This window comes from uncultured Rhodococcus sp., assembly GCF_963525155.1.
GTDB classification, from domain to species: domain Bacteria; phylum Actinomycetota; class Actinomycetes; order Mycobacteriales; family Mycobacteriaceae; genus Rhodococcus_F; species Rhodococcus_F qingshengii.
In genome coordinates this window covers 1-22,863 of sequence record NZ_CAURKP010000091.1, presented here as the reverse complement: position 1 = coordinate 22,863, position 22,863 = coordinate 1, and the positions used below count along the sequence as shown (strand labels likewise).

The 22,863-nt window shown below is 63.8% G+C and carries 23 protein-coding genes; 15 read left to right on the top strand and 8 right to left on the bottom strand.

The genetic code is table 11. The features are described 5' to 3' along the window. Nucleotides 1-29 precede the first annotated feature (29 nt). Both RWT78_RS18175 and RWT78_RS18170 read left to right on the top strand, forming a co-directional pair. A complete protein-coding gene (locus tag RWT78_RS18175) occupies nt 30-245 on the top strand; it encodes a biotin/lipoyl-binding carrier protein (protein ID WP_314677078.1) in 216 nt (71 codons plus the stop codon). Between the two features lie 8 nt (nt 246-253). Continuing rightward, nucleotides 254-1,756, top strand: coding sequence for a sensor histidine kinase (locus RWT78_RS18170; RefSeq protein WP_003940890.1), 1,503 nt, complete (start codon nt 254-256; stop codon nt 1,754-1,756). A 119-nt stretch (nt 1,757-1,875) separates the two neighbouring features. Here RWT78_RS18170 and RWT78_RS18165 read toward each other — a convergent pair whose 3' ends face one another. Beyond that, nucleotides 1,876-2,130: a WhiB family transcriptional regulator gene (locus tag RWT78_RS18165; RefSeq protein WP_003940950.1), complete on the bottom strand. Its 255-nt coding sequence runs from the start codon at nt 2,128-2,130 to the stop codon at nt 1,876-1,878. A gap of 255 nt (nt 2,131-2,385) precedes the next feature. Then, nucleotides 2,386-3,342 (bottom strand): diacylglycerol kinase family protein, encoded by a 957-nt coding sequence (locus tag RWT78_RS18160; RefSeq protein ID WP_007731209.1) that lies wholly within the window; start codon nt 3,340-3,342, stop codon nt 2,386-2,388. 41 nt (nt 3,343-3,383) lie between these two features. Here RWT78_RS18160 and RWT78_RS18155 point away from each other — a divergent pair, with 41 nt between their 5' ends. Then, nucleotides 3,384-3,854: a hypothetical protein gene (locus tag RWT78_RS18155; protein WP_314677067.1), complete on the top strand. Its 471-nt coding sequence runs from the start codon at nt 3,384-3,386 to the stop codon at nt 3,852-3,854. A 42-nt stretch (nt 3,855-3,896) separates the two neighbouring features. Here RWT78_RS18155 and RWT78_RS18150 read toward each other — a convergent pair whose 3' ends face one another. Both RWT78_RS18150 and RWT78_RS18145 read right to left on the bottom strand, forming a co-directional pair. After that, nucleotides 3,897-4,376, bottom strand: coding sequence for a GNAT family N-acetyltransferase (locus RWT78_RS18150; protein ID WP_003940724.1), 480 nt, complete (start codon nt 4,374-4,376; stop codon nt 3,897-3,899). 17 nt (nt 4,377-4,393) lie between these two features. Continuing rightward, nucleotides 4,394-5,017, bottom strand: coding sequence for an acid phosphatase (locus tag RWT78_RS18145; RefSeq protein WP_080552758.1), 624 nt, complete (start codon nt 5,015-5,017; stop codon nt 4,394-4,396). A 71-nt stretch (nt 5,018-5,088) separates the two neighbouring features. On the opposite strand from RWT78_RS18145, the gene RWT78_RS18140 reads away from it, so the two are divergent. Continuing rightward, on the top strand, nt 5,089-5,886 hold the full coding sequence (locus RWT78_RS18140) for a ParA family protein (protein WP_003940948.1): 798 nt from the start codon (nt 5,089-5,091) through the stop codon (nt 5,884-5,886). 15 nt (nt 5,887-5,901) lie between these two features. Here RWT78_RS18140 and RWT78_RS18135 read toward each other — a convergent pair whose 3' ends face one another. Next, nucleotides 5,902-7,104 (bottom strand): PQQ-binding-like beta-propeller repeat protein, encoded by a 1,203-nt coding sequence (locus tag RWT78_RS18135; RefSeq protein WP_314677064.1) that lies wholly within the window; start codon nt 7,102-7,104, stop codon nt 5,902-5,904. 9 nt (nt 7,105-7,113) lie between these two features. Beyond that, nucleotides 7,114-8,703, bottom strand: a complete 1,590-nt coding sequence (locus tag RWT78_RS18130; protein WP_314677075.1) for a DEAD/DEAH box helicase — start codon at nt 8,701-8,703, stop codon at nt 7,114-7,116. A gap of 377 nt (nt 8,704-9,080) precedes the next feature. Between RWT78_RS18130 and RWT78_RS18125 the strand changes: the two genes are divergently transcribed. Together RWT78_RS18125 and RWT78_RS18120 are read left to right on the top strand one after the other, a co-directional pair. Then, a complete protein-coding gene (locus tag RWT78_RS18125) occupies nt 9,081-9,776 on the top strand; it encodes a ferritin-like fold-containing protein (RefSeq protein ID WP_029255047.1) in 696 nt (231 codons plus the stop codon). 107 nt (nt 9,777-9,883) lie between these two features. Next, entirely contained in the window at nt 9,884-10,114 is a 231-nt protein-coding gene (locus RWT78_RS18120) for a DUF3107 domain-containing protein (RefSeq protein ID WP_003942312.1), read from the top strand. Nucleotides 10,115-10,189: 75 nt separating this feature from the next. Here the strand turns inward: RWT78_RS18120 and RWT78_RS18115 are convergent, their stop codons facing one another. Further along, the gene (locus tag RWT78_RS18115; RefSeq protein ID WP_003942309.1) at nt 10,190-10,861 is read right to left on the bottom strand and encodes a TetR/AcrR family transcriptional regulator; all 672 of its coding nucleotides are present in this window, start codon (nt 10,859-10,861) and stop codon (nt 10,190-10,192) included. A gap of 328 nt (nt 10,862-11,189) precedes the next feature. Here RWT78_RS18115 and RWT78_RS18110 point away from each other — a divergent pair, with 328 nt between their 5' ends. The 3 genes from RWT78_RS18110 to RWT78_RS18100 are packed head-to-tail and all read left to right on the top strand — an operon-like array spanning nt 11,190 to nt 14,371. Continuing rightward, nucleotides 11,190-12,236 carry a DUF3152 domain-containing protein gene (locus RWT78_RS18110; RefSeq protein ID WP_007731223.1) on the top strand — a complete coding sequence of 349 codons (1,047 nt, stop codon included), beginning with the start codon at nt 11,190-11,192 and terminating at the stop codon, nt 12,234-12,236. 47 nt (nt 12,237-12,283) lie between these two features. Next, entirely contained in the window at nt 12,284-13,471 is a 1,188-nt protein-coding gene (gene moeZ / locus RWT78_RS18105) for an adenylyltransferase/sulfurtransferase MoeZ (protein ID WP_003942292.1), read from the top strand. Between the two features lie 45 nt (nt 13,472-13,516). Next, on the top strand, nt 13,517-14,371 hold the full coding sequence (locus tag RWT78_RS18100) for a TIGR02569 family protein (RefSeq protein WP_007731227.1): 855 nt from the start codon (nt 13,517-13,519) through the stop codon (nt 14,369-14,371). Here the strand turns inward: RWT78_RS18100 and RWT78_RS18095 are convergent. Beyond that, complete coding sequence (locus RWT78_RS18095) at nt 14,368-15,048, bottom strand: FadR/GntR family transcriptional regulator (protein WP_003942319.1); 681 nt, start codon at nt 15,046-15,048, stop codon at nt 14,368-14,370. The genes RWT78_RS18100 and RWT78_RS18095 overlap by 4 nt on opposite strands. Before the next feature lie 93 nt (nt 15,049-15,141). Between RWT78_RS18095 and RWT78_RS18090 the strand changes: the two genes are divergently transcribed. From RWT78_RS18090 to RWT78_RS18065, 6 genes are all read left to right on the top strand, one after another. Next, nucleotides 15,142-16,404, top strand: coding sequence for an MFS transporter (locus RWT78_RS18090; RefSeq protein WP_063316627.1), 1,263 nt, complete (start codon nt 15,142-15,144; stop codon nt 16,402-16,404). A gap of 113 nt (nt 16,405-16,517) precedes the next feature. Then, entirely contained in the window at nt 16,518-17,918 is a 1,401-nt protein-coding gene (locus RWT78_RS18085) for a nitrate/nitrite transporter (RefSeq protein ID WP_314677073.1), read from the top strand. 49 nt (nt 17,919-17,967) lie between these two features. After that, nucleotides 17,968-20,469: a nitrite reductase large subunit NirB gene (gene nirB / locus RWT78_RS18080; protein WP_050654902.1), complete on the top strand. Its 2,502-nt coding sequence runs from the start codon at nt 17,968-17,970 to the stop codon at nt 20,467-20,469. A 90-nt stretch (nt 20,470-20,559) separates the two neighbouring features. Further along, nucleotides 20,560-20,973 carry a nitrite reductase small subunit NirD gene (gene nirD / locus RWT78_RS18075; protein ID WP_003942316.1) on the top strand — a complete coding sequence of 138 codons (414 nt, stop codon included), beginning with the start codon at nt 20,560-20,562 and terminating at the stop codon, nt 20,971-20,973. Further along, the gene (locus RWT78_RS18070) at nt 20,970-22,130 is read left to right on the top strand and encodes a uroporphyrinogen-III synthase (RefSeq protein WP_003942336.1); all 1,161 of its coding nucleotides are present in this window, start codon (nt 20,970-20,972) and stop codon (nt 22,128-22,130) included. Before nirD ends, RWT78_RS18070 begins: the two co-directional genes overlap by 4 nt. Continuing rightward, nucleotides 22,117-22,863: sirohydrochlorin chelatase (locus tag RWT78_RS18065; RefSeq protein ID WP_037130090.1), on the top strand; the 747-nt coding region annotated here is incomplete at its 3' end. The genes RWT78_RS18070 and RWT78_RS18065, both read left to right, overlap by 14 nt.

Here is a 22,863-nt window from a genome sequence, read left to right as displayed (position 1 = left end):
GTGCAGATCCCACAGAAGTGAGGTTCACGATGGCAGAAGACGAGCGCGCCGAGATGGTTTCGACGGTCTACCAGGTCGTCGTGAGCGAGGGAGACGTCGTTGCGGACGGCGACACCCTGGTCATCCTCGAATCCATGAAGATGGAGATTCCCGTCCTGGCCGAGGTTCCGGGAACGGTGACGACGGTGGGCGTCAAGGTCGGCGACGTGATTCAGCAAGGCGATCTGATCGCCGTGATCTCCTAAGCCGGACGATGTCCACTCTCAGTGACCTCCTTGCCGAACACACCGATCTTCCCGGTGCGGCGGTCGACCATCTCCAGCGCGTCGTGGGGGAGTGGCAACTGCTCGCCGACCTCTCCTTTGCCGACGTTCTCTTGTGGGTGGGCACCGAATCGGAGAAGAACCGATCCGAGGGGACGGTCATCTGCGTCGCGCATTGCCGGCCGACAACGGCATCGACGGCTTTTCCGGAGGATGCGGTCGGCACGGTCGTTTCCGAGTCCGAGCACCCGCAGGTTCTTCGCGCTCTCGTCGAGGGTCGCGTCGTGCGCGGGGAAGACGAGACGTGGCGTGAAGGAATGCCGCCGCGTCGGGAAGCCGTTCCGGTGCGTCTGGACGGGCGAGTCATCGCGGTTCTGAGCCGCGACACCAACCTGTCGCACCAGCGAGCGCAGAGTCCGCTCGAGCTCGCGTATCTCGATTGCGCCGAAGACCTGTGTCAGATGATCAGCGACGGAACCTTCCCGATCCGAGAATCGCGCTCCGACACGAACTCGAGCCCACGTGCGGGCGACGGCTTCATCCGTCTCGATACCGAAGGCACAGTCGTCTATGCCAGCCCGAACGCGCTCTCGGCCTATCACCGGATGGGTCTGAGTTCGGATCTGGTGGGCCAAGACCTCGCAGCCCTGACCCGTTCGTTGGTCACCGACCCGTTCGAGTCTCAGGAAGCTGCGGGATACATCCGAGATACGTTGGCGGACAAGCCCGGTCGCCGTATGGAGATCGAGGCGCGCGGGGCGACCGTTCTGCTGCGGGCCCTGGTTCTCAAGCCTGGCGGCCGGCATGTCGGTGCTGCGGTCGTCGTCCGCGACGTCACCGAGGTCAAGCGTCGTGATCGCGCTCTCCTGAGCAAGGACGCAACCATCCGCGAGATTCACCATCGAGTGAAGAACAATCTGCAAACCGTCGCGGCGCTTCTGCGTCTACAGGCCAGGCGAACCGGCAACGACGAAGCGCGACAAGCGTTGACAGAGTCGGTGAGACGCGTGACGTCCATCGCCCTCGTTCACGACACCTTGTCGATGTCGGTGGACGAAGAGGTGGATCTCGACGAGGTGATCGACCGGTTGGTTCCCATGCTCTCCGATGTCGCGGGAGTAGGTGTGCCGGTGACGATTCGGCGTGAGGGCAGTTTTGGAGTGTTCTCCGCCGAGCGCGCCACCCCGCTGGTCATGGTGCTGACGGAGTTGGTGCAGAACGCGATCGAGCACGCTTTCGATCCGGGTGTGACCGGCACGGTCACACTCAGTGCCGAGCGTTCTGCACGCTGGTTGGACGTGATCATCCACGACAACGGGCGCGGCCTGCCGGAGAACTTCGACCTCGAGAAATCCGATCGCCTCGGACTCCAGATCGTGCGGACTTTGCTGGGCGCCGAACTCGGTGGCTCGCTCGGACTGCACCCGGGAAGCGGAGGCGGTACCGACGCGGTTCTGCGTGTGCCGCTCGGTAGACGTTCTGCGCGTTACTGATTCGAGCAGCGTTAGCGATTCGAGCAGACAAAAAGCCCGGCACCATGTGGTGCCGGGCTGTCGTCTTCGACTGTGCAGAGGGGCTGTTCTCCGCCGCGAGTCGAACGTCTCGGTTCTACCTAGACGGAAGTGCGTGCGCGGGTACGTGCGTTACGACGCTTGAGTGCGCGACGCTCGTCTTCGCTCATTCCGCCCCAGACGCCTGCATCCTGGCCGGACTCGAGAGCCCACGACAGGCACTCGGCGGTGACGGGGCAGCGGTTGCAGACAACCTTGGCATCAGCGATCTGAGCGAGGGCCGGTCCGCTGTTTCCCACGGGGAAGAACAGTTCGGGATCCTCGTCGCGACAGATTGCGTTGTGGCGCCAGTCCATCTTTTTTCGCTCCTTAATTGGGTGTGTATTCACACCATTTGGTACCAATGAGTTTGTGTGTGCGTCATCAATGTTTCCGCACTGTTACTTGTGAATGCTTTCACGAACTCGCGGTATGTCAATAGGTTTGAACGGGTTCGTGGGCCAACTCACTAATTTGTGACACACCTGACGGCCACCTGGGCGTCACCGGCATTTTACCCGATTTCGACCTTTTGGCACCAGAGTTTTTGCAGGTCAAACGTGTTGCCTGACTCACGTCGTAATCGGTGCGAACACTTCCAGTGCATCCGGGACCGAGGTGAATTCGACCTTTTCACGAAGTCCGATGTAGTCGCCGTCCATCTGCAGTCCGATCGGTCGCGACGATTCGATGGTGATTGTCGGGACGTCGTCGGTGCGTAAGAGGACCTTCGATTTCGGCTCCGCGCCGCGTGCGAGTAGTTGCCGCACAACCCGCAGGGACGGCAGAACTTTGGTGCTCGTCATGGCGAAGATGCCGAGTCCACTGTCGAAGGTCGTTCCCGGATTGGTGTGGACGGGACGCTCTTCCAGATATGTCCACGGGCTCGAGTTCGAGACGAATGCGTAGTGGACTCCGGAGACGGGATCCTGATCGGGAAGGTGGACGGTCAGCGCTGGTTCGGCTCGCTTGGCACGGAAGAACGCCGCGATCGCGGTTCGGACATACCGGGCGGGTGTGGCGGCGTCACCGTTCTTACGGCTGGCGTCGACGGCCTCGCACACATCGGCGTCGAGGCCCATTCCGGCGTTGAACGTGAACCAACGGTTGTCGCAGTGTGCGAGCCCGATTCGGCGCCTGGTCCGTTCAGAGAGAAGATCGACGAGTTGGTTCGTGGCGTCGATCGGGTCGGCGGCAATACCGAGTGAACGCGCGAAAACGTTTGCCGAGCCGCCTGGAACGACTGCGATCGTCGGGATCGGACCGACCGGAACCGATTTCATCGACGCGGGATGCGGTGACCCGAGCAGTCCGTTGACCACTTCGTTGACCGTTCCGTCGCCGCCGTGGACGATCACCGAGCCGAAGCCGTCTTCGTGGGCTTCGCGCGCCAGTTCGGCGGCATGACCCCGATGTGTGGTGTGCGCCACAGTAAGTCGCACCCGACTCTCGAGGGCGTGTGCCAACAGGTCACGACCGGCAGCGGTGGTGGAGGTGGCATTGGGGTTGACGATCAGCAGTGCGCGCACGGGGCATGAGCCTATCCGGTGTCGTGTTCTAGGCTGGCCTCGTGCCGAATACCGCCAGTCCGAACGCCCTGCCCAAGACAGTCACATGGGCAGGTGCCCTCGTGACGCTTCAAGGGCTGGTTGCCGCCGGGTTCGCGATCGTCGCAGTGATTCGCGGTGCATCCGGCCACGATCAGAGCGTCACCAACGGATACGGATTTGCCGCGTGGGTCGCGATCCTCGGCGGCGCGGTGTTGGCTGCCGGTATCGCTTTGCTGACGGGCCGCCGGTGGGGCCGGGCAATCGCCGTCGTCGCGCAGTTGCTGCTCCTGCCGGTCGCCTGGTCGCTCCTGACCGATTCGCATCAGGTTCCGCTCGGCATCGTTCTGGGTGTCGTCGTTCTCGGCGCTCTGGGCTGCCTGTTCTCGGCTCCGACATCTCGATGGATGGCAGCGGAGTACGGAGCGTACGCAGACGAGGTCTCGCCGGAAGAGGGGCGCCCGGACGAGACCGAAGAGCCGCGGGACAAGTAGGACGGAACGCCTACGCTGCTTCAGACCTACTCAGCTTCCGCTCTACTCAGCTTCGGCGGCGAGAGCTCCGAGGTGAGTACCGGTCAGGCGATACGTGGTCCACTCCGTCTTCGCGTCGGCGCCGAGTGACTCGTAGAACTTGATCGAGGGGGTGTTCCAGTTGAGCACCGACCAGGACAGCCGGGTGTAGTCGTTGTCGGTGCACTCCTTGGCGAGTGCGGCCAGAAGAGCCTTCCCGTGGCCTGATCCGCGCTGACTGGGCTTGACGTACAGGTCTTCGAGGTAGATGCCGTGAGCGCCGTCCCACGTCGAGAAATTGCGAAACCACAATGCCATGCCGACGACGTCGTCGGCCGAATTCACAGCGACGTGCGCGAAGGCCGTCGCGGCCGGCCCGAACAACGCCTCGCCGATCTGTTCCGCCTTCACGGTGCACTCGTCGAGGGCCTTCTGGTAGTCGGCCAACTCGTAGATCATGTCGGTGATCGGCTGGACGTCTGCGGGCGTGGCGCGTCGGATCATAGGGAGAATCTTAGGCCTCAAGCCTCGACGAGCGGCGGCACGTTGTGATGGACGAGGTGGGTGGCGCCGTGCTCGTAACCGAGAACCGAGTATGCGCCGGGGGACAAGGCGAAACGCTTTCCTTCCGTCACCGGGAGCTCGAGCCAGCGGGCGATGAGTGCGCGTGAGAAGTGGCCGTGCCCGATCAGGATCACGTCGCGTTCGGGTAGTTGCGAACGCACCATCGACAGCACCATGTCGGTGCGGGCGTGGATCTGATCGGCCTGCTCGCCGCCGGGGCACGGGTGCGTCCAGACGGTCCAATCGGGCACCGTTGCGCGGATCTCGGGCGTCGTGAGGCCTTCGTAGTCGCCGTAGTCCCATTCGGACAGTGCATCCCAGGTTCGCTCTTCCGGCAGGCCGGCGAGATCGCCCGTCAACTGTGCGCGCAGCCGCGGACTCGTCAGAATCATGGGGTTCCGGAGGTCGAGGGTTCGCAAGCGATTTCCGGTCGCGGTTGCCTGCATCTCGCCGAGCGGAGTCAGCGGAACCTCGGTCCGGCCCGTGTGTTTCCCGGTGCGTGCCCACTCGGTTTCACCGTGTCGCATGAGTACGACGCGAGCACCTAGGGGGATCGACGAGGGGGCGGACTGGGACGTCATGTCGACCATCATTGCAGGCTGCCTCGCGTGTGTAGCTCGCCTCCTGGCGCGAAGTGCGCAAGGATCTACGTGTGACGACGGTTCTCGCAGTGGCGAATCAAAAGGGCGGCGTGGCTAAAACCACCACCGTCGCTTCTCTCGGTGCGGCTTTGTCCGCGCTCGGACAACGAGTCTTGGTGGTGGATCTCGACCCGCAGGGCTGCCTGACGTTCTCGCTCGGACACAACCCGGATCGCCTCGAGCGTTCGGTCAACGAGGTCCTGGCGGGTGATCTCGACGCGGTCGACGCCGTGCTGAAGACGGACGACGGTATGGATCTCCTGCCGGCCACGATCGATCTCGCGGGCGCCGAAGCGCTGCTCCTGATGCGACCCGGTCGAGAGTTCGCGCTCAAGCGGGCGCTGTCTCCGCTCCTGGGCTCTTACGACGTCATCATCATCGACTGCCCACCGTCGTTGGGTGTGCTCACGCTCAACGGATTGACTGCGGCGCAGTCGGTTCTGGTTCCACTGCAATGCGAAACCCTCGCACACCGCGGCGTCGGACAGCTGCTGCGTACGGTTCGTGAAGTCCAAGCCATCACCAACCCGGATCTTGTTCTGCTCGGCGCACTTCCGACTCTGTACGACGCTCGAACCACGCACAGTCGCGACGTGCTCGCCGACGTCAGCGACCGCTACTCCCTGGCCGTTCTGGCGCCTCCGATCCCACGCACCGTCAAGTTCGCCGAGGCGTCCGCGTCGGGTGCGACGGTCCTCGCCGGACGAAAGAACAAGGGTGCGGATGCCTATCGTGAACTCGCGGACAATCTCGTAAAGCATTGGGCTGGAAACGAAGTCGTGACTTTCGCGCCGGAACTGGCGCTCTGAGGAAGGCGAGAGCTTCTAGCGCAGCGCGAACAAGGTATCGCCGCGCTGTTCCAGAATCGTCTCGCCCGCACTGGCGAGCACGATCGGCGTCGTCGTCTCACCGCGGTCGACTGCGATCATGCGCTGCACCGCTCCGTCCGACGGACTGACGGCTGCAATGCCGCCCGGAACCGGGATGAGCATCTGACCGGCAACCATGCTTCCGGGTCCTGACGTTCCGTTGACGATCCACGTCGGAGCCAGATCGCTCAGGCGCAGGTTGACGGTCTGCGAGCCGGTCCACCACGTGATCGAAGCCTTGTCGGCGTGGGTGCGGGCGCCTTCGGTCACCGTTCCCTCGATCGGATAGTCGACGATCGGATTGCCGGTTCCGTCGAAAATGGTGATGCGAGAAACGGTTCCGTTGGCTGCGGGGAGATAGACCGCCGTCTTTTCGCCGGCCACGGCCAGCAGGCGGGCGCCCTCGGAGTCGAGGAGAATCGCGGATCCGTACTCTTCGGGTTCCTGGGCGTCCTTGGGTGCGGGATTCATCACCGTCAACCTGTTGGAGGCTTCACCGGGGCAGCGTTCGAGTACCGAGACCCGGTTGGCGCTCGACGCAGCGTCGAGCAGCGTGCATCCGGTGCGGGGTTGCTTGTTGGGGTTGACCTTCGCGTCGACCCGGCCGTACTCGAGGGTTCGGACGAGGTCCGAGCGCCACAGTTCCATTCGCTCACTGCCGCGCGAAATCAGGTAGGTGCCGTCCGCTGAAAGGCTGACCGCAGAATCGGCGTCGCTGTTGCGCTGGTCCTTTCGGGCGCCGGTGTCGGCGACCAGTGACGTGACCTGAGAGCAACCGCGATCATCCTGATAGACGCTGACGACGCGATCCCACGAACCGATCGCGCCGCACAGCGGAATGTTGCGCGCGTATCGCCACACTTCTTCGCCCGTTGCCGGATCGCGGCCGATCACCTCGGTGCCGTCGGCGGTGACGACGGCATTTCCGACGGTGATCGGTGCCGTCGAGTCGGCACTCGGAGATTCCCACGTCTGTTTCAGGATGTCGGGTAACAACACCGACGTCGACAGAGGTAGGAGTGGAGATTCAGCGGTGACCGAGGTGGTTCCGCGCGCATCACTGCGCAACCACACAACGGTCACCGCCACGATTACGGCCAGCGCGATTGCCAGCGCACCGATCACATCTGAGCGAGTACGACTTTCGGGAGCCAGCACATCGGCAGCTTACTCTGCGGCGCCTGCCGTCGCGGAAGCCGCGGGGCGACGACGCCGACGGCGACGCGGCTTGGCCGCTCCGTCTTCGTCCGAGTTCTCGGCAGCGGTTGCCGCGGGTACCGAAGGGGGAGCTGTGGTGGCACCGGCGGTGGTGGACGTCGCGGCGTCGGTCGAAGCGCCGGCGCGGGTGCGGCGACGGGTCCGGTTGCGGCGGGGAGCGGCCTTCTCTTCGTTGCCGTCCGAGTCGGTCGACTTCGGCGCGTCTGCTTTGTCCGTTGCTGCCTTCTCAGGGGCGGCCTTGGCCTTGCGAACAGTGCCCTTGGCATCGGCCGGAATGGACAACTCTTCGTAGAGGTGCGGCGAGCTGGAGTAGGTCTCGACCGGGTCGGGGATTCCGAGGCTCAGTGCCTTGTCGATGAGCTGCCAGCGAGGGATGTCGTCCCAGTCGACCAGCGTGACGGCGATGCCGGTGCGTCCGGCGCGGCCGGTACGACCGATGCGGTGGACGTAGGTCTTCTCGTCCTCGGGGCACTGGTAGTTGATGACGTGGGTGACGTCGTCGACGTCGATACCGCGGGCGGCGACGTCGGTGGCGACCAGAACGTCGACCTTGCCGTTACGGAAGCCCTTCAGCGCCTTTTCACGGGCGATCTGGCCGAGGTCACCGTGGACGGCACCGACGGAGAAGCCGCGTTCCGCGAGATCGTCGGCCACCTTCTGGGCTGTGCGCTTGGTGCGGGTGAAGATCATCGTCGCGCCGCGGCCTTCGGCCTGCAGGACGCGGGCGACCATCTCGGCCTTGTCGAGCGCGTGTGCACGGTAGATGTGCTGGCTGGTGCGATCGTGCACCGCGGAGGATTCGGCCTCTTCGGCGCGGATGTGCGTCGGCTGCGTCAGGAAGGTGCGAGCCAGGGTGATGATCGGGCCGGGCATCGTCGCGGAGAAGAGCATCGTCTGACGCTTGTCGGGGACCATGCCCATGAGGCGTTCGATGTCGGGGAGGAATCCCAGGTCGAGCATTTCGTCGGCCTCGTCGAGGACGAGAACGCCCACCTTGCCCAGGATCAGGTGCGACTGGTTGGCGAGGTCGAGCAGGCGACCCGGGGTGCCGACGACAACGTCGACGCCCTTCTGGAGTGCCGAGATCTGCGCCTCGTACGGACGGCCGCCGTAGATGGGCAGAACCTGGAGACCGCGGTCGCCGACCCGGAGGTACTTGCTGGCGTTCTCGAGGTCGCGGGCAACCTGGATGCACAGCTCGCGGGTGGGAACGATGATCAGAGCGCGGGGCGTGCCGTCGAGAACAGCCGTGCCGTTCTCGGCGGTGACGATGCGATGCAGGAGCGGGACGCCGAAACCGAAGGTCTTGCCCATTCCGGTGCGGGCCTGACCGATGAGGTCGTCACCGGCGAGAGCCAACGGAAGGGTGAGTTCCTGGATGGCGAAGGTGCGCTCGATGCCGATCTCGTTCAGTGCGCGGACGATTTCGTCGCGGACACCGAGTTCGGCGAAGCTCGGGGGTACATGGGTGTCGTCGAGCTGGACGGAAACGGTGTTCTCGGTTGCTTCGTCTTCGTGGTCGACAGTGATCTTGCTCAGGGGACTAGCCTTTCCTCGTGGCGGTACGCACGCACAAGGTAAGGGGCCAGGCCGTAAGTCGGCCGATGTCGATGCCCTCTTTCTCTTCGGTCATGCCTACGCCTCAGCACTGAATTCCACTCGGACGAATTCGAACCGTCCGGAGATCTCGGCGAAGCGGGCGACAACCGTCGATGCAGGTGCGCGCACATTATCGGTGGGGTTCGTGTGAATACAGCCGTCCCGGCTAACCAATTGGCCCGGGGGAACTGGCGAACTCCCAAGACCATTGTAGCTGCACGTTGTCCGTCCCTCGCGATGACATGTCGAAGATCACCGAATCGGACATGCGGTCCTTGCCGGTCGCGTCGGCCGTCGAAGCACTACAGTTCGTAGTCATGGGCGCACACGATCTTGATGCTTCGACGGACGCTGGAACCGGAGGCCGAGTCGCTTCCGATCACCCTGGCGTGATCGATTTGTTTGCCGTTCTCGCGTATGGCGAGATTTCGGCGTTCTACCGCTTGGCGGAGGACGCACAAATGGCACCGGACCTGCGAGGCAAGGTGGCGTTCGCCAGCATGGCCGCCGCCGAGATGGACCACTTCGAGACTCTGGAAACGGCGTTGACGGAACGTGGCCACGAGATCTTCGCCGTCATGGACCCGTTCGTTCGAGCTCTCGACAACTACCACGCGTCGACGACACCGTCGACGTGGCTGGAATCGCTCGTGAAGGCGTACGTCGGCGACGGAATCGCTGCCGACTTCTATCGCGAGATCGGGCACTCCCTCCCGGCGGATGTCGCGGAAATCGTCGAGGACGTGCTGTCCCAGACGGGCCACTCGGAGTTCGTGGTGCTCGAGGTGAAGGCAGCAGTGGAGGCCAGTACTCGCGCCAAGGACCGGTTGATGCTGTGGGGACGCCGTCTTCTGGGCGAAGCAATCACGCAGGCACAGTTCGTGCTGGCGCAGCGTGAAGATCTCACCGATCTGGTGATCTCCGCCTCCGGCGACCTCAACGGAGTTGTCGCGTTGTTCGACGGCATGCAGGCAAAGCATGCCGAGCGGATGGCGATTCTCGGACTCGTCTAGGTGCCTGTTCGCTCTGGGCACAGCGTGCAGAGGAGCGTGGGCGGTCGTTGCTGCATTAGCCTTGCGTCGACAACGGATGTAATTCACGAACAGTTCGGAGGTTGACCGTGGAGGTCAAGATCGGTGTAATCGACAGCCCGCGTGAGCTCATCGTCAACAGCGAACAGACCCCTGACGAGGTCGAGACACTGGTCGCGGCTGTCCTCGGTGGCCGCGAGCCGGTTCTGGCTCTCGTCGACGACAAGGGCCGCAAGTTCCTGGTGCAGGCTTCTCGTGTGGCGTACGTGGAGATCGGTCCGTCCGATATCCGCAAGGTCGGATTCGCGCCTACCGTCTGACGCGTAGCTGTAACAGCAGAATGGGCGGGCAGTCGTGAGACTGCCCGCCCATTCTCGTTCGGGTTCGGGTTCCGGTTACTTCGTTTCGGCTTGCAGCGGCACGTGTGAGAGACCGCCCCACGCGAGGGTCACGGTGATTTCCACGGCTTCTTCCTTCGGGATCGGCCGCGCGGCCTCGAGCCAGTACCGCGCAGTGAACTGGCTGGCACCGACAAGACCGACCGCAAGGATGCGCGCACGGTACGGATCGAGTCCGGAATCCTGACTCACCAGGTCGAACACGGCGTCGACGCAGGCTTCGGTGGCTTGTTCGACGCGTGTCTGGACCTGAGGTTCGCCCATGATGTCGGACTCGAACACCAGGCGGAAGCCCTGGGAGTCGTTGTCGACGAAGTCGAAGAACGCCTGGACCGCGGCGCGGACACGCTGTTTGTTGTCCGTCGTCGATCGCAGGGCCTGGCGTACACCCGAGATGAGGCTGTCGACGTAACTCTGCAGGACTGCGACGTACAGTTCGAGTTTGCCTGGGAAATGTTGGTACAGAACTGGCTTGCTGACACCGGCACATTCGGCGATCTCGTCCATGCCGGCCGAGTGGTACCCGTTCGCAACGAATACCTCACTTGCAGCTGCGAGGAGCTGGAGGCGGCGCGCATCGCGGGGGAGGCGGGTGCTGCGACGTGTTCCGGCAGGCTTGCCAGCCGTTGTACCGCGATCGGAGTCAGTCCGATCCGCGAGTTCTGTCATGTCGCTTCCAATCTGAGCAAAAGTAATTCGGTCGGCGCGCGGATCCGCGAGTCGCGTGTGCGTACCCGCCAGTATCCTCCGTCACACCGGTCGTAGCCGAATGAACGATACCGTGTGTCGCCCGGGCGAGTCGCGCGTGCCTCGGTGAGCGAGACCAGCGGTCTTTCTCGTTACAGGACGGGCTGCCATGACACGCCAGGACCAGCAAGTTTCGGTCAGCCCGGGCGAGCGACTTGCCGTGTGTGAGATTCTGGACGACGTGACTGACCCAGGGGGACCGCGCATGCGTGGACGAACTACGCAGAACCCTGAACGTGAGGAACGTCGAATGCGTAGCGGAACTGGAGCGCCTCGCGACGAACGTCGGCCGGAGGTGCCGGATGATCGTGCCTACGGCGAACGCGACTATCGCGGCATTTCCTCCCATCAGCCTTTGCGCGCCCAATGGGATCCGACCAAACGAGAAGTGGGCCGAACCCCGCGTAATCCGCGACCGGACCGGGCAGCGCGAAAGCAGAGCAAGCTCGGGCGCTTCGTCTCGACCTACGGTTGGCGGGCCTACGCGATTCCGGTTCTCGTGGTGCTCACCATTCTTGTGATCGTCGATGCGGTACGGCCGGACGCCACAGACTCCGCGAGCAAGACGTCGGCCACCGCCGACCTCGCGCACAGCACCGACGGAACCGATGTCATCGGTGCCCCACCGGCCGGAGACGGAACTTTTGCCTCGTCGATACCGTCCGGTGCCCTTCCCGACGGTGGTCCGTTCACCGTCGCGGGGGGTGGAACGTGGCACGTCGTACCAGGTACGACGGGCAAGGTCGGACAGGGAACCGAACGCGAGTTCACGTACACGGTCGAGATCGAGGACGGCGTCGACACGACCGGCTTCGGCGGAGACGAATCGTACGGACGCATGGTCGACCAGACTCTGGCCAATCCGAAGAGTTGGACCAACGATCCCAAGGTCGCGTTCCGGCGCGTCGACGCCGGCGAGCCGGACTTCCGGATCTCCTTGACCTCACAGATGACGATCCGCGAAGGCTGTGGATACGAAATCGAACTCGAAGGATCCTGCTACAACCCGAGCATGGACCGAGTCCTGCTCAACGAACCGCGATGGGTGCGAGGCGCCATTTCGTTCCAGGGCGACATCGGCTCGTATCGGCAGTATCAGATCAATCACGAGGTCGGCCATGCCATCGGATACGCCGCTCATCAGCCGTGCGAGACCGAAGGTGGACTCGCACCGATCATGATGCAGCAGACCTTCGGAACCGCGAACAACGACATCGCTAGGCTTGATCCCGAGGGCGTCGTTCCGATGAACGGACTCACGTGCCGCTTCAATCCGTGGCCGTACCCCCGAGCGTGACCGGATCGAGAATCCCTGATCTCGTCTTGAACTAGGAGTGTTTCGCGGTGTCTGCAACACCCGTCGTATTGCCACCACTGGTGGAGCCGGCAGCCGAGTTGAGCCGGGAGGAAGTTGCCAGATACAGCCGGCACCTGATCATCCCGAACGTAGGCATGACCGGTCAGAAGCGGCTCAAGAATGCACGAGTCCTGTTCATCGGCGCCGGTGGATTGGGTTCACCGGCACTGCTCTATCTCGCGGCCGCAGGAGTGGGCACCATCGGGATCGTCGAGTTCGACGAGGTCGACATGTCGAACCTGCAGCGTCAGGTGATTCACGGACGCTCCGACGTCGGACGCCCGAAGGCGCTCAGTGCGAAGGAGTCGATTCTCGAAATCAACGAGCACGTCGACGTCCGGTTGCACGAGTTCCGCCTGGACAACTCCAACGCGGTCGAACTGTTCTCCGAGTACGACCTGATCCTGGACGGTACGGACAACTTCGCGACGCGGTACCTCGTCAACGATGCTGCCGTCATCGCGGGAAAGCCGTACGTGTGGGGCTCGATCTACCGCTTCGAAGGGCAGGTCTCGGTCTTCTGGGAAGACGCCCCGGACGGCGCGGGACTGAACTATCGCGATCTTTACCCGGAGGCGCCGCCGCCAGGCATGGTCCCCTCGTGCGCCGAGGGTGGTGTGCTCGGAGTCCTGCCTGCGACCGTCGGTTCGATCATGGCGACCGAGGCGGTCAAGCTCATCACGGGGATCGGCGAACCGCTTCTCGGACGCCTGATGATCTACGACGCACTTGCGATGACGTTCCGGACGATCCGCCTTCAGCGTGATCCGACCCGCGTGCCCGTCACCGCCTTGATCGACTACGACGCGTTCTGCGGTGTCGTGTCCGAAGAGGCGAGTGCCGCTGCTGTCGGTTCGACGATCACGGCGCCCGAACTGGAGGCCATGATCGGCGAGGGACGGTCGATCGAGCTGGTCGACGTACGAGAACCGGTTGAATGGGACATCATGCATCTGCCGGGGGCCGTGCTGATCCCGAAGGACCGCATCCTGTCCGGTGAAGCTCTGGCGACGTTGCCGCAGAACAAGCAGATAGTGCTGTACTGCAAAACCGGCATTCGTTCCGCCGAGGCACTCGCATTTCTCAAGAACGCCGGTTTCTCCGACGCGGTCCACGTTCAAGGCGGCGCGATCGCCTGGGCGAACCAGGTGGATGCGAGTCTGCCGGTCTACTAGGCGCGCCTCGCGGGAGGCGGCGCCGCGCACCGGTAGCGTTGGGGTGTGAGCACAGGCCAACCTCCCCAGCACGTGTGCTCCACCTTCGGCCTCCGTGAAGTCGATCCCATCCCACTCGGTGCGGATTGGGACGGCGGGTGGCTGTGTGGAGACGTCGTCCTTTCAGCAGTCGCGGATCATGCCCGCGCAGCGTGGTCGGCGAAGGTGCGAGAGAACCTCGAAGTCGACGGCGTTCGGCTGGCTCGACCGGTGCGTTCGACCGACGGTCGTTACGTCGTCTCGGGCTGGCGTGCCGACACCTTCATCGTCGGATCGCCGGAACCACGTCACGACGAAGTGGTCTCGATGTCCTGCCGACTGCATGCGGCGACGGCCTCGCTCGAGCGCCCGCGCTTCCTTGCGCAACCGCCCGTGCCGCCGTGGGCCGAGGTCGACGTATTCGTCGCCGCTGATCGCGCGGCATGGGAAACGGTTCCGCTGAGGATCGCGAAGGGCGTCGAGCAACTCGAGACGCCCACTCCTGACGGTCGCAAAAGTCTGGAACTGATCGCCGGGCTCGCTACTTTGCGTAAGCCGGTGCAGAGCCCGGACCAGCTCGTGCACGGCGATCTGTTCGGGACAGTGCTGTTCTCGGGCAGTATGGCGCCCGGAATCACCGACATCACGCCGTATTGGCGGCCGGCTGCGTGGGCCGCCGCCGTCGCTGTGGTCGACGCGATCTCGTGGGGCGGTGCCGACGAGGCACTGGTCGGCCGGTGGGAAGATCTCCCCGAGTGGCCGCAGATGCTTCTACGTGCGGTGATGTTCCGCTTGGCAGTTCATGTTCTGCATCCTCGCTCGACGGCGGACGCGTTCCCGGGGTTGGCCCGTACGTCCGACATCGTGCGCTTGCTGCTCTAGATCGGGGCGCCGGTACCGAAGTCCGAGACCAGGCCCTCGAACAACTCGCGTGCGGCGTTCGAGGCGGCCACGGTGTTCCCGTCGACGACAGCGTTGACGAGGTTCGCGTGCTGCGAGTGGAATCCCTCGCCGGTCGCGTCGATGTGTTGTTGGATCGTGGTCTCGATGACCGGAAGCAGGGAGTCGTAGAACTCCAGGTAGACCTCGTTGTGGCTGGCCGCGACGATTGCTCGGTGCAGGGCGACGTCCGCGGTGGTGGCGGCGTCGACGTCCTGACCCTCCCACGAAGCGGTGCGAAGCTCGAGTAGCCGCGTCAGTTCGGCGATGTCGTCTTCGGTTCGCCGTGCGGCGGCCAGGGTGGCCGCGGTGATGTCGAGTGCGCGCCGAAGTTCGAGTACATCCCGCTGGTGGGCGCCGGCAAAGTAGTTGCCCAGAGTGCCACCGAGGTCGGAGACGGCAACGACGTAGGTGCCAGATCCTTGACGACGTTCCAGCATTCCGGCGTGAACGAGCGCCTGGACCGCCTCGCGCACGGTATTGCGACCGGTGCCGGTCAACTCCGACAGTTCCGGTTCGGTGGGGATTTTGGAACCGATCGGCCAGGTTCCGCTCCGGATCTCGTTGCGGAGTTGTTCGGTGACCTGCGAGATGAGACTTGCGCGTCGAACGGGTTGCACGTGGTTGTTTCCTCGGGTCCGGGTAAGTGGTGTGAATGTGACGTTAGATTACCGCGCTTGTGCGAGTTCGTCCGGTCATCCTATGATTTCCCGGTGACTGCTCAACTGGAGAGAACCGAAACCCGCTCGTTGGTACAAGGCCGTGTGCTCGTCTTCGCAGCGATTGCGATGTCTGCGCTCGTACTTCGACTTGCGGTGACCTCGTTCTCGCCCTTGGCGGCCGAGATTCGCGACGAGATCGGCTTCTCCGCCTCGATCGTCGGTGTCTTCGGCATGGTTCCGACCGCAATGTTCGCCATCTTCGGTCTCGTCACTCCCGCCATCGCGAAACGTATCGGGCTCGAGCGGACGGCCCTCGTCGCGATGCTCATGGCCGGCGTCGGAATGCTGTTGCGCGCCATGATGTCTCAGACATGGTCGTTGCTGGCCCTCTCGGCTCTGGCACTGGCAGGCATGGGAATCGGCAATGTCGTGATCCCGCCGTTGGTCAAGCGGTACTTCTCGGATCGCCTCGCCACCATGAGTTCGGTCTACATCGTGGCCGTGCAGATCGGCACCATCGTTCCGGCGTTCGTCGCAGTCCCGGTTGCCGACGCCTTCGGGTGGCGGTTCTCGATCGGCTGGTGGTCCGCCTTCGGCTTCGCCGCAGCAGTGCCGTGGTTGATCACCCTCGCTCGCTCGCGCAAGGCTCGCGCGAACGAAGCCGGGTCCGTCGAGAATGCATCGGATTCGGTTGCGGCAGTGGCAGAACAGCCACGCGGTCAGGTCTGGCGTTCTCCCGTGGCCTGGGGGATGGCCGGCATGTTCGGCATGACCTCACTGATCACGTATTCGATGTTCACGTGGATTCCCTCGATCCTTCGTGACGCCGGAGCCAGTGATGCCTTCGGCGGAACGATGGTCGGAATGTTCTCGGTGATCGGGCTCGTCGCAGCTTTCGGTGCACCGACGCTGTGCGCCCGCATGGCCAATCCCTTCCCTGTCGTGATCGCGTGTGCCGTCTGCTACCTGGTCGGCATGGGCGGGCTGTACTTTGCCCCGATGGCGGCGCCGGTCGTGTGGGTTGTCGTCCTGGGCCTCGGTCCGAGCACGTTCCCGATGTCGCTCACGCTGATCAACCTGCGTACTCGTTCGCACATCGGTTCCTCGGCACTGTCCGGCTTCACCCAGGGCATCGGCTACTCCGTGGCCTGCCTCGGTCCGCTCCTGTTCGGCGTTTTCCACGATGTGTCCGGTGGATACGCTGCGCCGTTCGGCCTGCTCGTCGTCGCTGTGATCGTGGTGCTCCTGGGTGCCTACCAGGCATGCAAGCCTCGGATGCTCGAGGATTCCTGGCACGCACCTGCGAAAAACTAGCTCACACCCGGTCTTGTTACCGGGTGAGGATCAATTGACTTCGCGGTCATCGCACGCAGCACCGGCGCAATAACCGTTTTCTACCTTTGGGTCTCCAACATATTCAGGAGGCCCTGGTGAGTCATTACATCGAGCATTGGGATGCAGAGGACGTCGACGCCTGGGAATCCGGCGGCAAGGACATCGCGAAGCGGAACCTGATCTGGTCAGTGGTAGCCGAACACGTCGGCTTCTCGATCTGGTCGATCTGGTCCGTGATGGTGTTGTTCATGCCGACGGATATCTACGGCATCGACGCGGCCGGAAAGTTCTTCCTCGTCGCAGTGCCCACACTTGTCGGGTCGGTCCTCCGTATTCCCTACACGGTTGCCACCGCACGGTTCGGCGGTCGTAACTGGACCGTCATGAGTGCGCTGTTCCTCTTCGTGCCAACACTTCTCACGCTCTACCTGATGATGAACCCGGGTGCGTCGTACACCACGTTCATGTTGGTAGCGGCCACTGCAGGTATCGGCGGCGGCAACTTCGCGTCGTCGATGACCAACATCAATGCCTTCTACCCGCAACGCCTCAAGGGGTGGGCGCTCGGTCTCAATGCCGGCGGCGGCAACATCGGTGTGCCGATGATCCAGCTGATCGGTCTGCTGGTGATCGCCACCGTCGGTAACCGCGCTCCGTGGATCGTCTGCGCCGTCTATCTCGTGTTCATTGCGGCCGCCGCCGTCGGTGCCGCGCTGTTCATGGACAACCTGGGCAACCAGAAGTCGGACCTGCGCTCGATGGCCAAGGCACTCAAGTTCTCCGAGTCGTGGGTGATCAGCTTCCTGTACATCGGTACGTTCGGTTCCTTCATCGGATTCAGCTTCGCCTTCGGTCAGGTTCTGCAGATCAACTTCCTCGCCGGCGGTGCCACTCCGGCCGCGGCGGCGCTGCATGCAGCACAGATCGCCTTCATCGGACCACTCCTCGGTTCGATCGCCCGGCCGCTCGGTGGCAAACTGGCCGACCGCATCGGCGGCGGCAAGATCACCATGTGGACGTTTGTCGCCATGGCATTCGCGGCATCGATACTCGTGACGGCCGGAACGATGGACGACAACACCGCCGGCGTCGCCAGCGCCGGGATCATGGTGACATTCGTTCTCGGCTTCATCGCCCTGTTCCTGCTCTCGGGCATCGGAAACGGATCCGTCTACAAGATGATCCCGGCGATCTTCGAGGCGAAGGCTCAGAGCTTCAATCACATGGATCGAAGCGAGAAGGCAACGTGGTCGCGCAGTATCTCCGGCGCTCTCATCGGATTTGCCGGTGCGGTAGGCGGTTTGGGCGGCGTCGGTATCAACCTGGTGCTGCGCGCGTCGTACAGCAGCCCCGCGAAGTCGGCGACCATGGCCTTCTGGGTGTTCCTGGCCTTCTACATCGCCTGCATCGCAGTCACCTGGTTCGTCTTCCTGCGCAAGCCGTCGACGCTGACCACAGACGTCGACGAGGCGAAGGTCGCAGTCACGGCGTGAGCGGTCCGCAGAATCTCAGAACTATCTTGTACCTCAGGAAGTAGGCGTCATGAGCAAGTCGGTTGTTGTCATCGGACACGGAATGGTCGGACACCGATTCGTCGAGGCACTGCGTTCGCGCGACGAAGCGAACAACTGGTCGGTGACCGTACTCTGCGACGAGCAGTACGCAGCGTACGACCGAGTCGGGCTGTCCTCGTACGTCGGAGCGTGGGACCCCAAGGAATTGGCTCTGGCCGGCAACGATTACGACGGCGACAGCCTGGTCGACCTCCGTGTGGGGGAAGGCGCGCTCTCGATCGACAAAGATGCACGCACGGTCACGACGACAACCGGCGAGACGATCTCCTACGACGCTCTGGTGATGGCGACCGGTTCGTATCCGTTCGTGCCACCCGTGCCGGGGCACGAGGGCGACGGATGTTTTGTCTACCGCACCCTCGACGACCTCGACGGTATCCGGGCCGCCGCCGAGAAGGCTGGTCCTGGCGCTGTCGGCGTCGTGGTGGGCGGAGGTTTGCTTGGACTCGAGGCCGCAAATGCTCTCTCGCTCATGGGGATGACGGCACACGTCGTCGAACACAATGCGCGATTGATGCCGATGCAGGTCGACGAGGGTGGTGGCGCACTGCTCGCTCGCCTCGTCACCGAACTCGGGCTCACTGTCCACACCGGTGTCGGGACGGCGGGAATTTCGCAGGCCGACAATGGAATCGTGGTCGAACTCTCCGACGGCTCCACCATCGACGCGTCGCTGCTCGTCTTCTCCGCCGGAGTACGTCCGCGTGATCAGCTGGCCCGCGACGCCGGCATCGCAGTGGGGGAGCGCGGTGGCATTCTGACCGACCTCGGCTGCGTGACGTCGGACGAGAACATCTATGCCGTCGGCGAATGTGCTGCGGTGGAAGGCCGTTGCTACGGTCTGGTCGCTCCCGGTTACACGACGGCCGAGATCGTGGCCGATCGTCTGCTCGGCGGCGCCGCGGATTTCCCGGGCGCGGACATGTCCACCAAGCTCAAGCTCATGGGCGTCGACGTCGCCAGTTTCGGTGACGCGATGGCGACCTCACCGGGCGCCCTCGAAGTCGTCCTCAGCGACGCGTCCAAGGGGACGTACGCAAAGCTCGTGGTCTCCGACGACGCGAAGATCCTGCTCGGCGGCATTCTTGTCGGTGACGCATCGGCCTACGCGTCGCTGCGCCCGCTGGTCGGTCGCGAACTACCCGGTGACCCGGCGACATTGATCTCGCCTGCGGGGGAGAAGCCGGGTGCAGGCTCGCTGCCCGACGACGCCGAGGTGTGCTCGTGCAACGCCGTGACGAAGGGAGCCATCTGCGGTGCAATCGCAGCCGGCGCATGCGACATCGCTTCGGTGAAGGCGTGCACCAGCGCCGGAACCACTTGTGGCGGTTGCCTTCCCACCGTGAAGCAGCTGCTGGCCGATTCCGGCGTCGTGATGTCGAAGGCACTGTGCGAACATTTCGCGCAGTCGCGGGCCGAGTTGTTCCAGATCGTCCAGTCGACGCAGACCAGAACCTTCTCGGCGCTGATCGCCAAGTACGGCAAGGGCGCCGGTTGCGACATCTGCAAGCCCGTAGTCGCTTCGATTCTGGCATCGACGGACTCCGATCACATCCTGCACCGCCAGCAGGCGTCGTTGCAGGACACCAACGATCACTTCCTCGCGAACATCCAGAAGAACGGTACGTACTCCGTGGTACCTCGGATGCCGGGCGGCGAGGTCACGGGTGAGCAACTCATCGTCATCGGAGAAGTGGCGCGAGACTTCGGCTTGTACACGAAGGTGACCGGCGGTCAGCGCATCGACTTGTTCGGTGCCCGCGTCGAACAGTTGCCCGCGATCTGGAAGCGCCTCGTCGACGCCGGGATGGAATCGGGTCAGGCGTACGGCAAGTCCCTCCGGACGGTCAAGAGCTGCGTCGGTTCGAGTTGGTGCCGCTACGGTGTCCAGGATTCGGTGGGTATGGCCGTCGACCTCGAGAATCGCTACCGCGGTCTGCGTTCGCCGCACAAGATCAAGTTCGGCGTCTCGGGTTGCGCCCGTGAATGTGCCGAAGCGCGCGGCAAGGACGTCGGCGTCATCGCGACGGAGAACGGTTGGAATCTGTATGTGGGCGGTAACGGCGGACAGTCGCCCAAACACGCTCAGCTGCTTGCCGGAGGCCTCGACGACGCGACCTTGGTCAAGTACATCGACCGCTACCTCATGTTCTACATCCGTACTGCCGATCGCCTCCAGCGCACGGCGCCGTGGGTCGAATCACTCGAAGGCGGACTCGATCACCTCAAGGCCGTGATTTGTGAAGACAGCCTGGGTATCGGCGAGGAACTCGAGGCACTGATGGCCAAGCACGTCGAGGGTTACCAGGACGAATGGGCCGGTGTGCTGGGTGATCCGGAGAAATTGTCGAGGTTCGTCTCGTTCGTCAACGCACCGGAAGAAGCCGACCCGACGGTTGTGTTCGACGAGACCGGAGTGCGCAAGGTTCCGGTCCTGATGGGCATGCCGAGCATCCCCACGCGCCGGTAATAGTCGCGTAACCCGTGGGAAACACGGGATCCGTAGAAACGTAGACAAGAACCCGCGCGACGTTGTCGCCGGATCGACAGGAGGACTTCGATGAGTGTCATCGATGCGCAGATCGCCAAGCTGGATTCGGATCGACTCGAATGGACGTCGGCCTGCCCGCTGAGCCATCTGATCCCTGGACGCGGAGTTGCCGTGCTTCTTCGCGGCGGCGAGCAGGTGGCGCTGTTCCTACTCGAGGACGGCACACTCCGGGCTGTCAGCAACTTCGATCCGTACGGCCGCGCCGCGGTGATGTCTCGCGGACTCGTCGGCGACCGGGACGGTGAGCCGATCGTGGTCTCGCCACTGCTCAAGCAGGCGTTCTCGCTGGTCGACGGCCGGGCGCTGGACGACTCGTCGGTTGCGCTGCCGGTGTACGGCGTTCGCGTGTGGGCTGGAGTCGTTCAGGTACACAGCTTGCAGATGCAGGGTGTTCGCTCGACTGTCGCCGATGCAGTCTCGTGAGTGACGACATGCCGTTGGCTGGATTCACGGTAGGTATCACTGCTTCGCGCCGCGCCGAGGAGTTCGCGACCTTGCTGACTCGTCGGGGAGCGGATGTCGTTCACGCTCCGGCGATTCGAATCATTCCGTTGGCCGACGACCGTGAGCTCGAAAGGGTGACACAGCAGATCATCTCGGATCCTCCCGAGGTGGTTGTCGCCACCACCGGGATCGGATTCCGGGGTTGGCTGGAAGCAGCCGACGGGTGGGGTGAGGCGGAAAATCTCGGATCCGCGTTGGGCTCGGCTCGTCTGCTCGCGCGCGGACCCAAGGCCAAGGGAGCAATCCGCGCGGCCGATCTTCGTGAGGAATGGTCACCGGCATCCGAGTCTTCCGCCGAGGTGCTCGAACATCTTCTGGCAGAAGGTGTCTCGGGAAAGCGGATCGCTGTACAACTGCATGGTGCGACCACCGAGTGGGAGCCGATTCCCGACTTCTGTCAGGTGTTGCGCGAGGCCGGCGCCGAGGTCATCGCGGTGCCCGTCTATCGATGGGAACCGCCGGAGGATCCGACGCTGCTCGACCGGATGATCGACGCCATAGCGTCAGCCGGAATCGACGCCGTCAGTTTCACCAGTGCACCGGCCGTAGCCTCGATGTTGATGCGAGCCGACAAGACCGGGGATCTCGGAGACATTCTCGACGCGATGCGGGGTCCGGTGGCGGCCATGTGCGTCGGCCCGGTCACCTCGGCGCCGCTCGAAGCCTTGAATGTACCGACCACAGCCCCGGCGCGGGCACGTCTGGGCGCGCTCGCGCGACACATCGTCGACGAACTCCCGCAGCGAGCCAACAAGATTCAAGCCGGCGAACACGAAATCAGCATTCGCGGCGGTTGCGTAGTCGTGGACGGTGAAGTGAAGCAATTGCCGCCGGCTGCGATGTCGTTGATCCGCACTCTCGGTGCGAGTCCCGGTCGAGTCGTCTCCCGCGACGAACTGCTGGCTTCTCTTCCCGGCGGCGGCGGGGACACCCACGCCGTCGAGACCGCCGTCGCCCGATTGCGCGCGTGCCTCGGCGCGCCCAAAGCCGTTCAGACGGTGGTCAAGCGGGGCTATCGACTTGCCCTCGACCCCGGCGACTACGTACAGAATCCAGGTGACTATGCAACGCGATGACGATGTCCTCGTCCTGGTAGCTCATGGCACGCGTAGTGCACGTGGCGTGGAAATGGTTGCCGCGCTTGCCGACGCCGTCGGCACGCGCGTCGGACGCACGCGCGTTGCCTTTGTCGATGTGCTCGGTCCGTCACCTTCGGAAGTCCTCCGGGACACTCCGGGGCGAGCGATTCTCGTACCGGCCTTCTTGGCGTCCGGCTACCACGTTCACACCGATGTTCGACGCGAAGTGGCGATCAGTGAGCACTCGGCTGTGAGTGTGACGCCGGCACTCGGACCCGATCCGGCGCTTGCACGCGTGTTGCTTCGGCGCTTGACCGAAGCGGGGTGGAATCCGGGTGACGCGACAGTGCTTGCTGCCGCCGGGTCCTCCGATGCGCGGGCGCTGCGAGACGTCGAGCGTGCTGCGCTGATGCTTGCCGAAGCGGCGGGGACTCGTGTCGACATCGGGTACATCGCGACCGGGGAGCCGAAGGTAGCCGATGTTGTTGCAGCAGCACGCGTTCGCGGCGCGAAGCGAGTTTTTGTCGCCTCGTACCTCCTCGCGCACGGGCTGTTCCACGAAAGGTTGCACGCTGCAGGAGCCGATGGTGTGACCGAACCGCTCGGCGTCGATCCGGGAGTGGTGGACCTTGTCGTGAATCGGTATGAGAGTGCGCGAAGGGAACTAGTATCGCTGCATGACGTCTCACTCCGTAACGCCGACGTATGCCGACCTGGTCGCAGCAGTTCG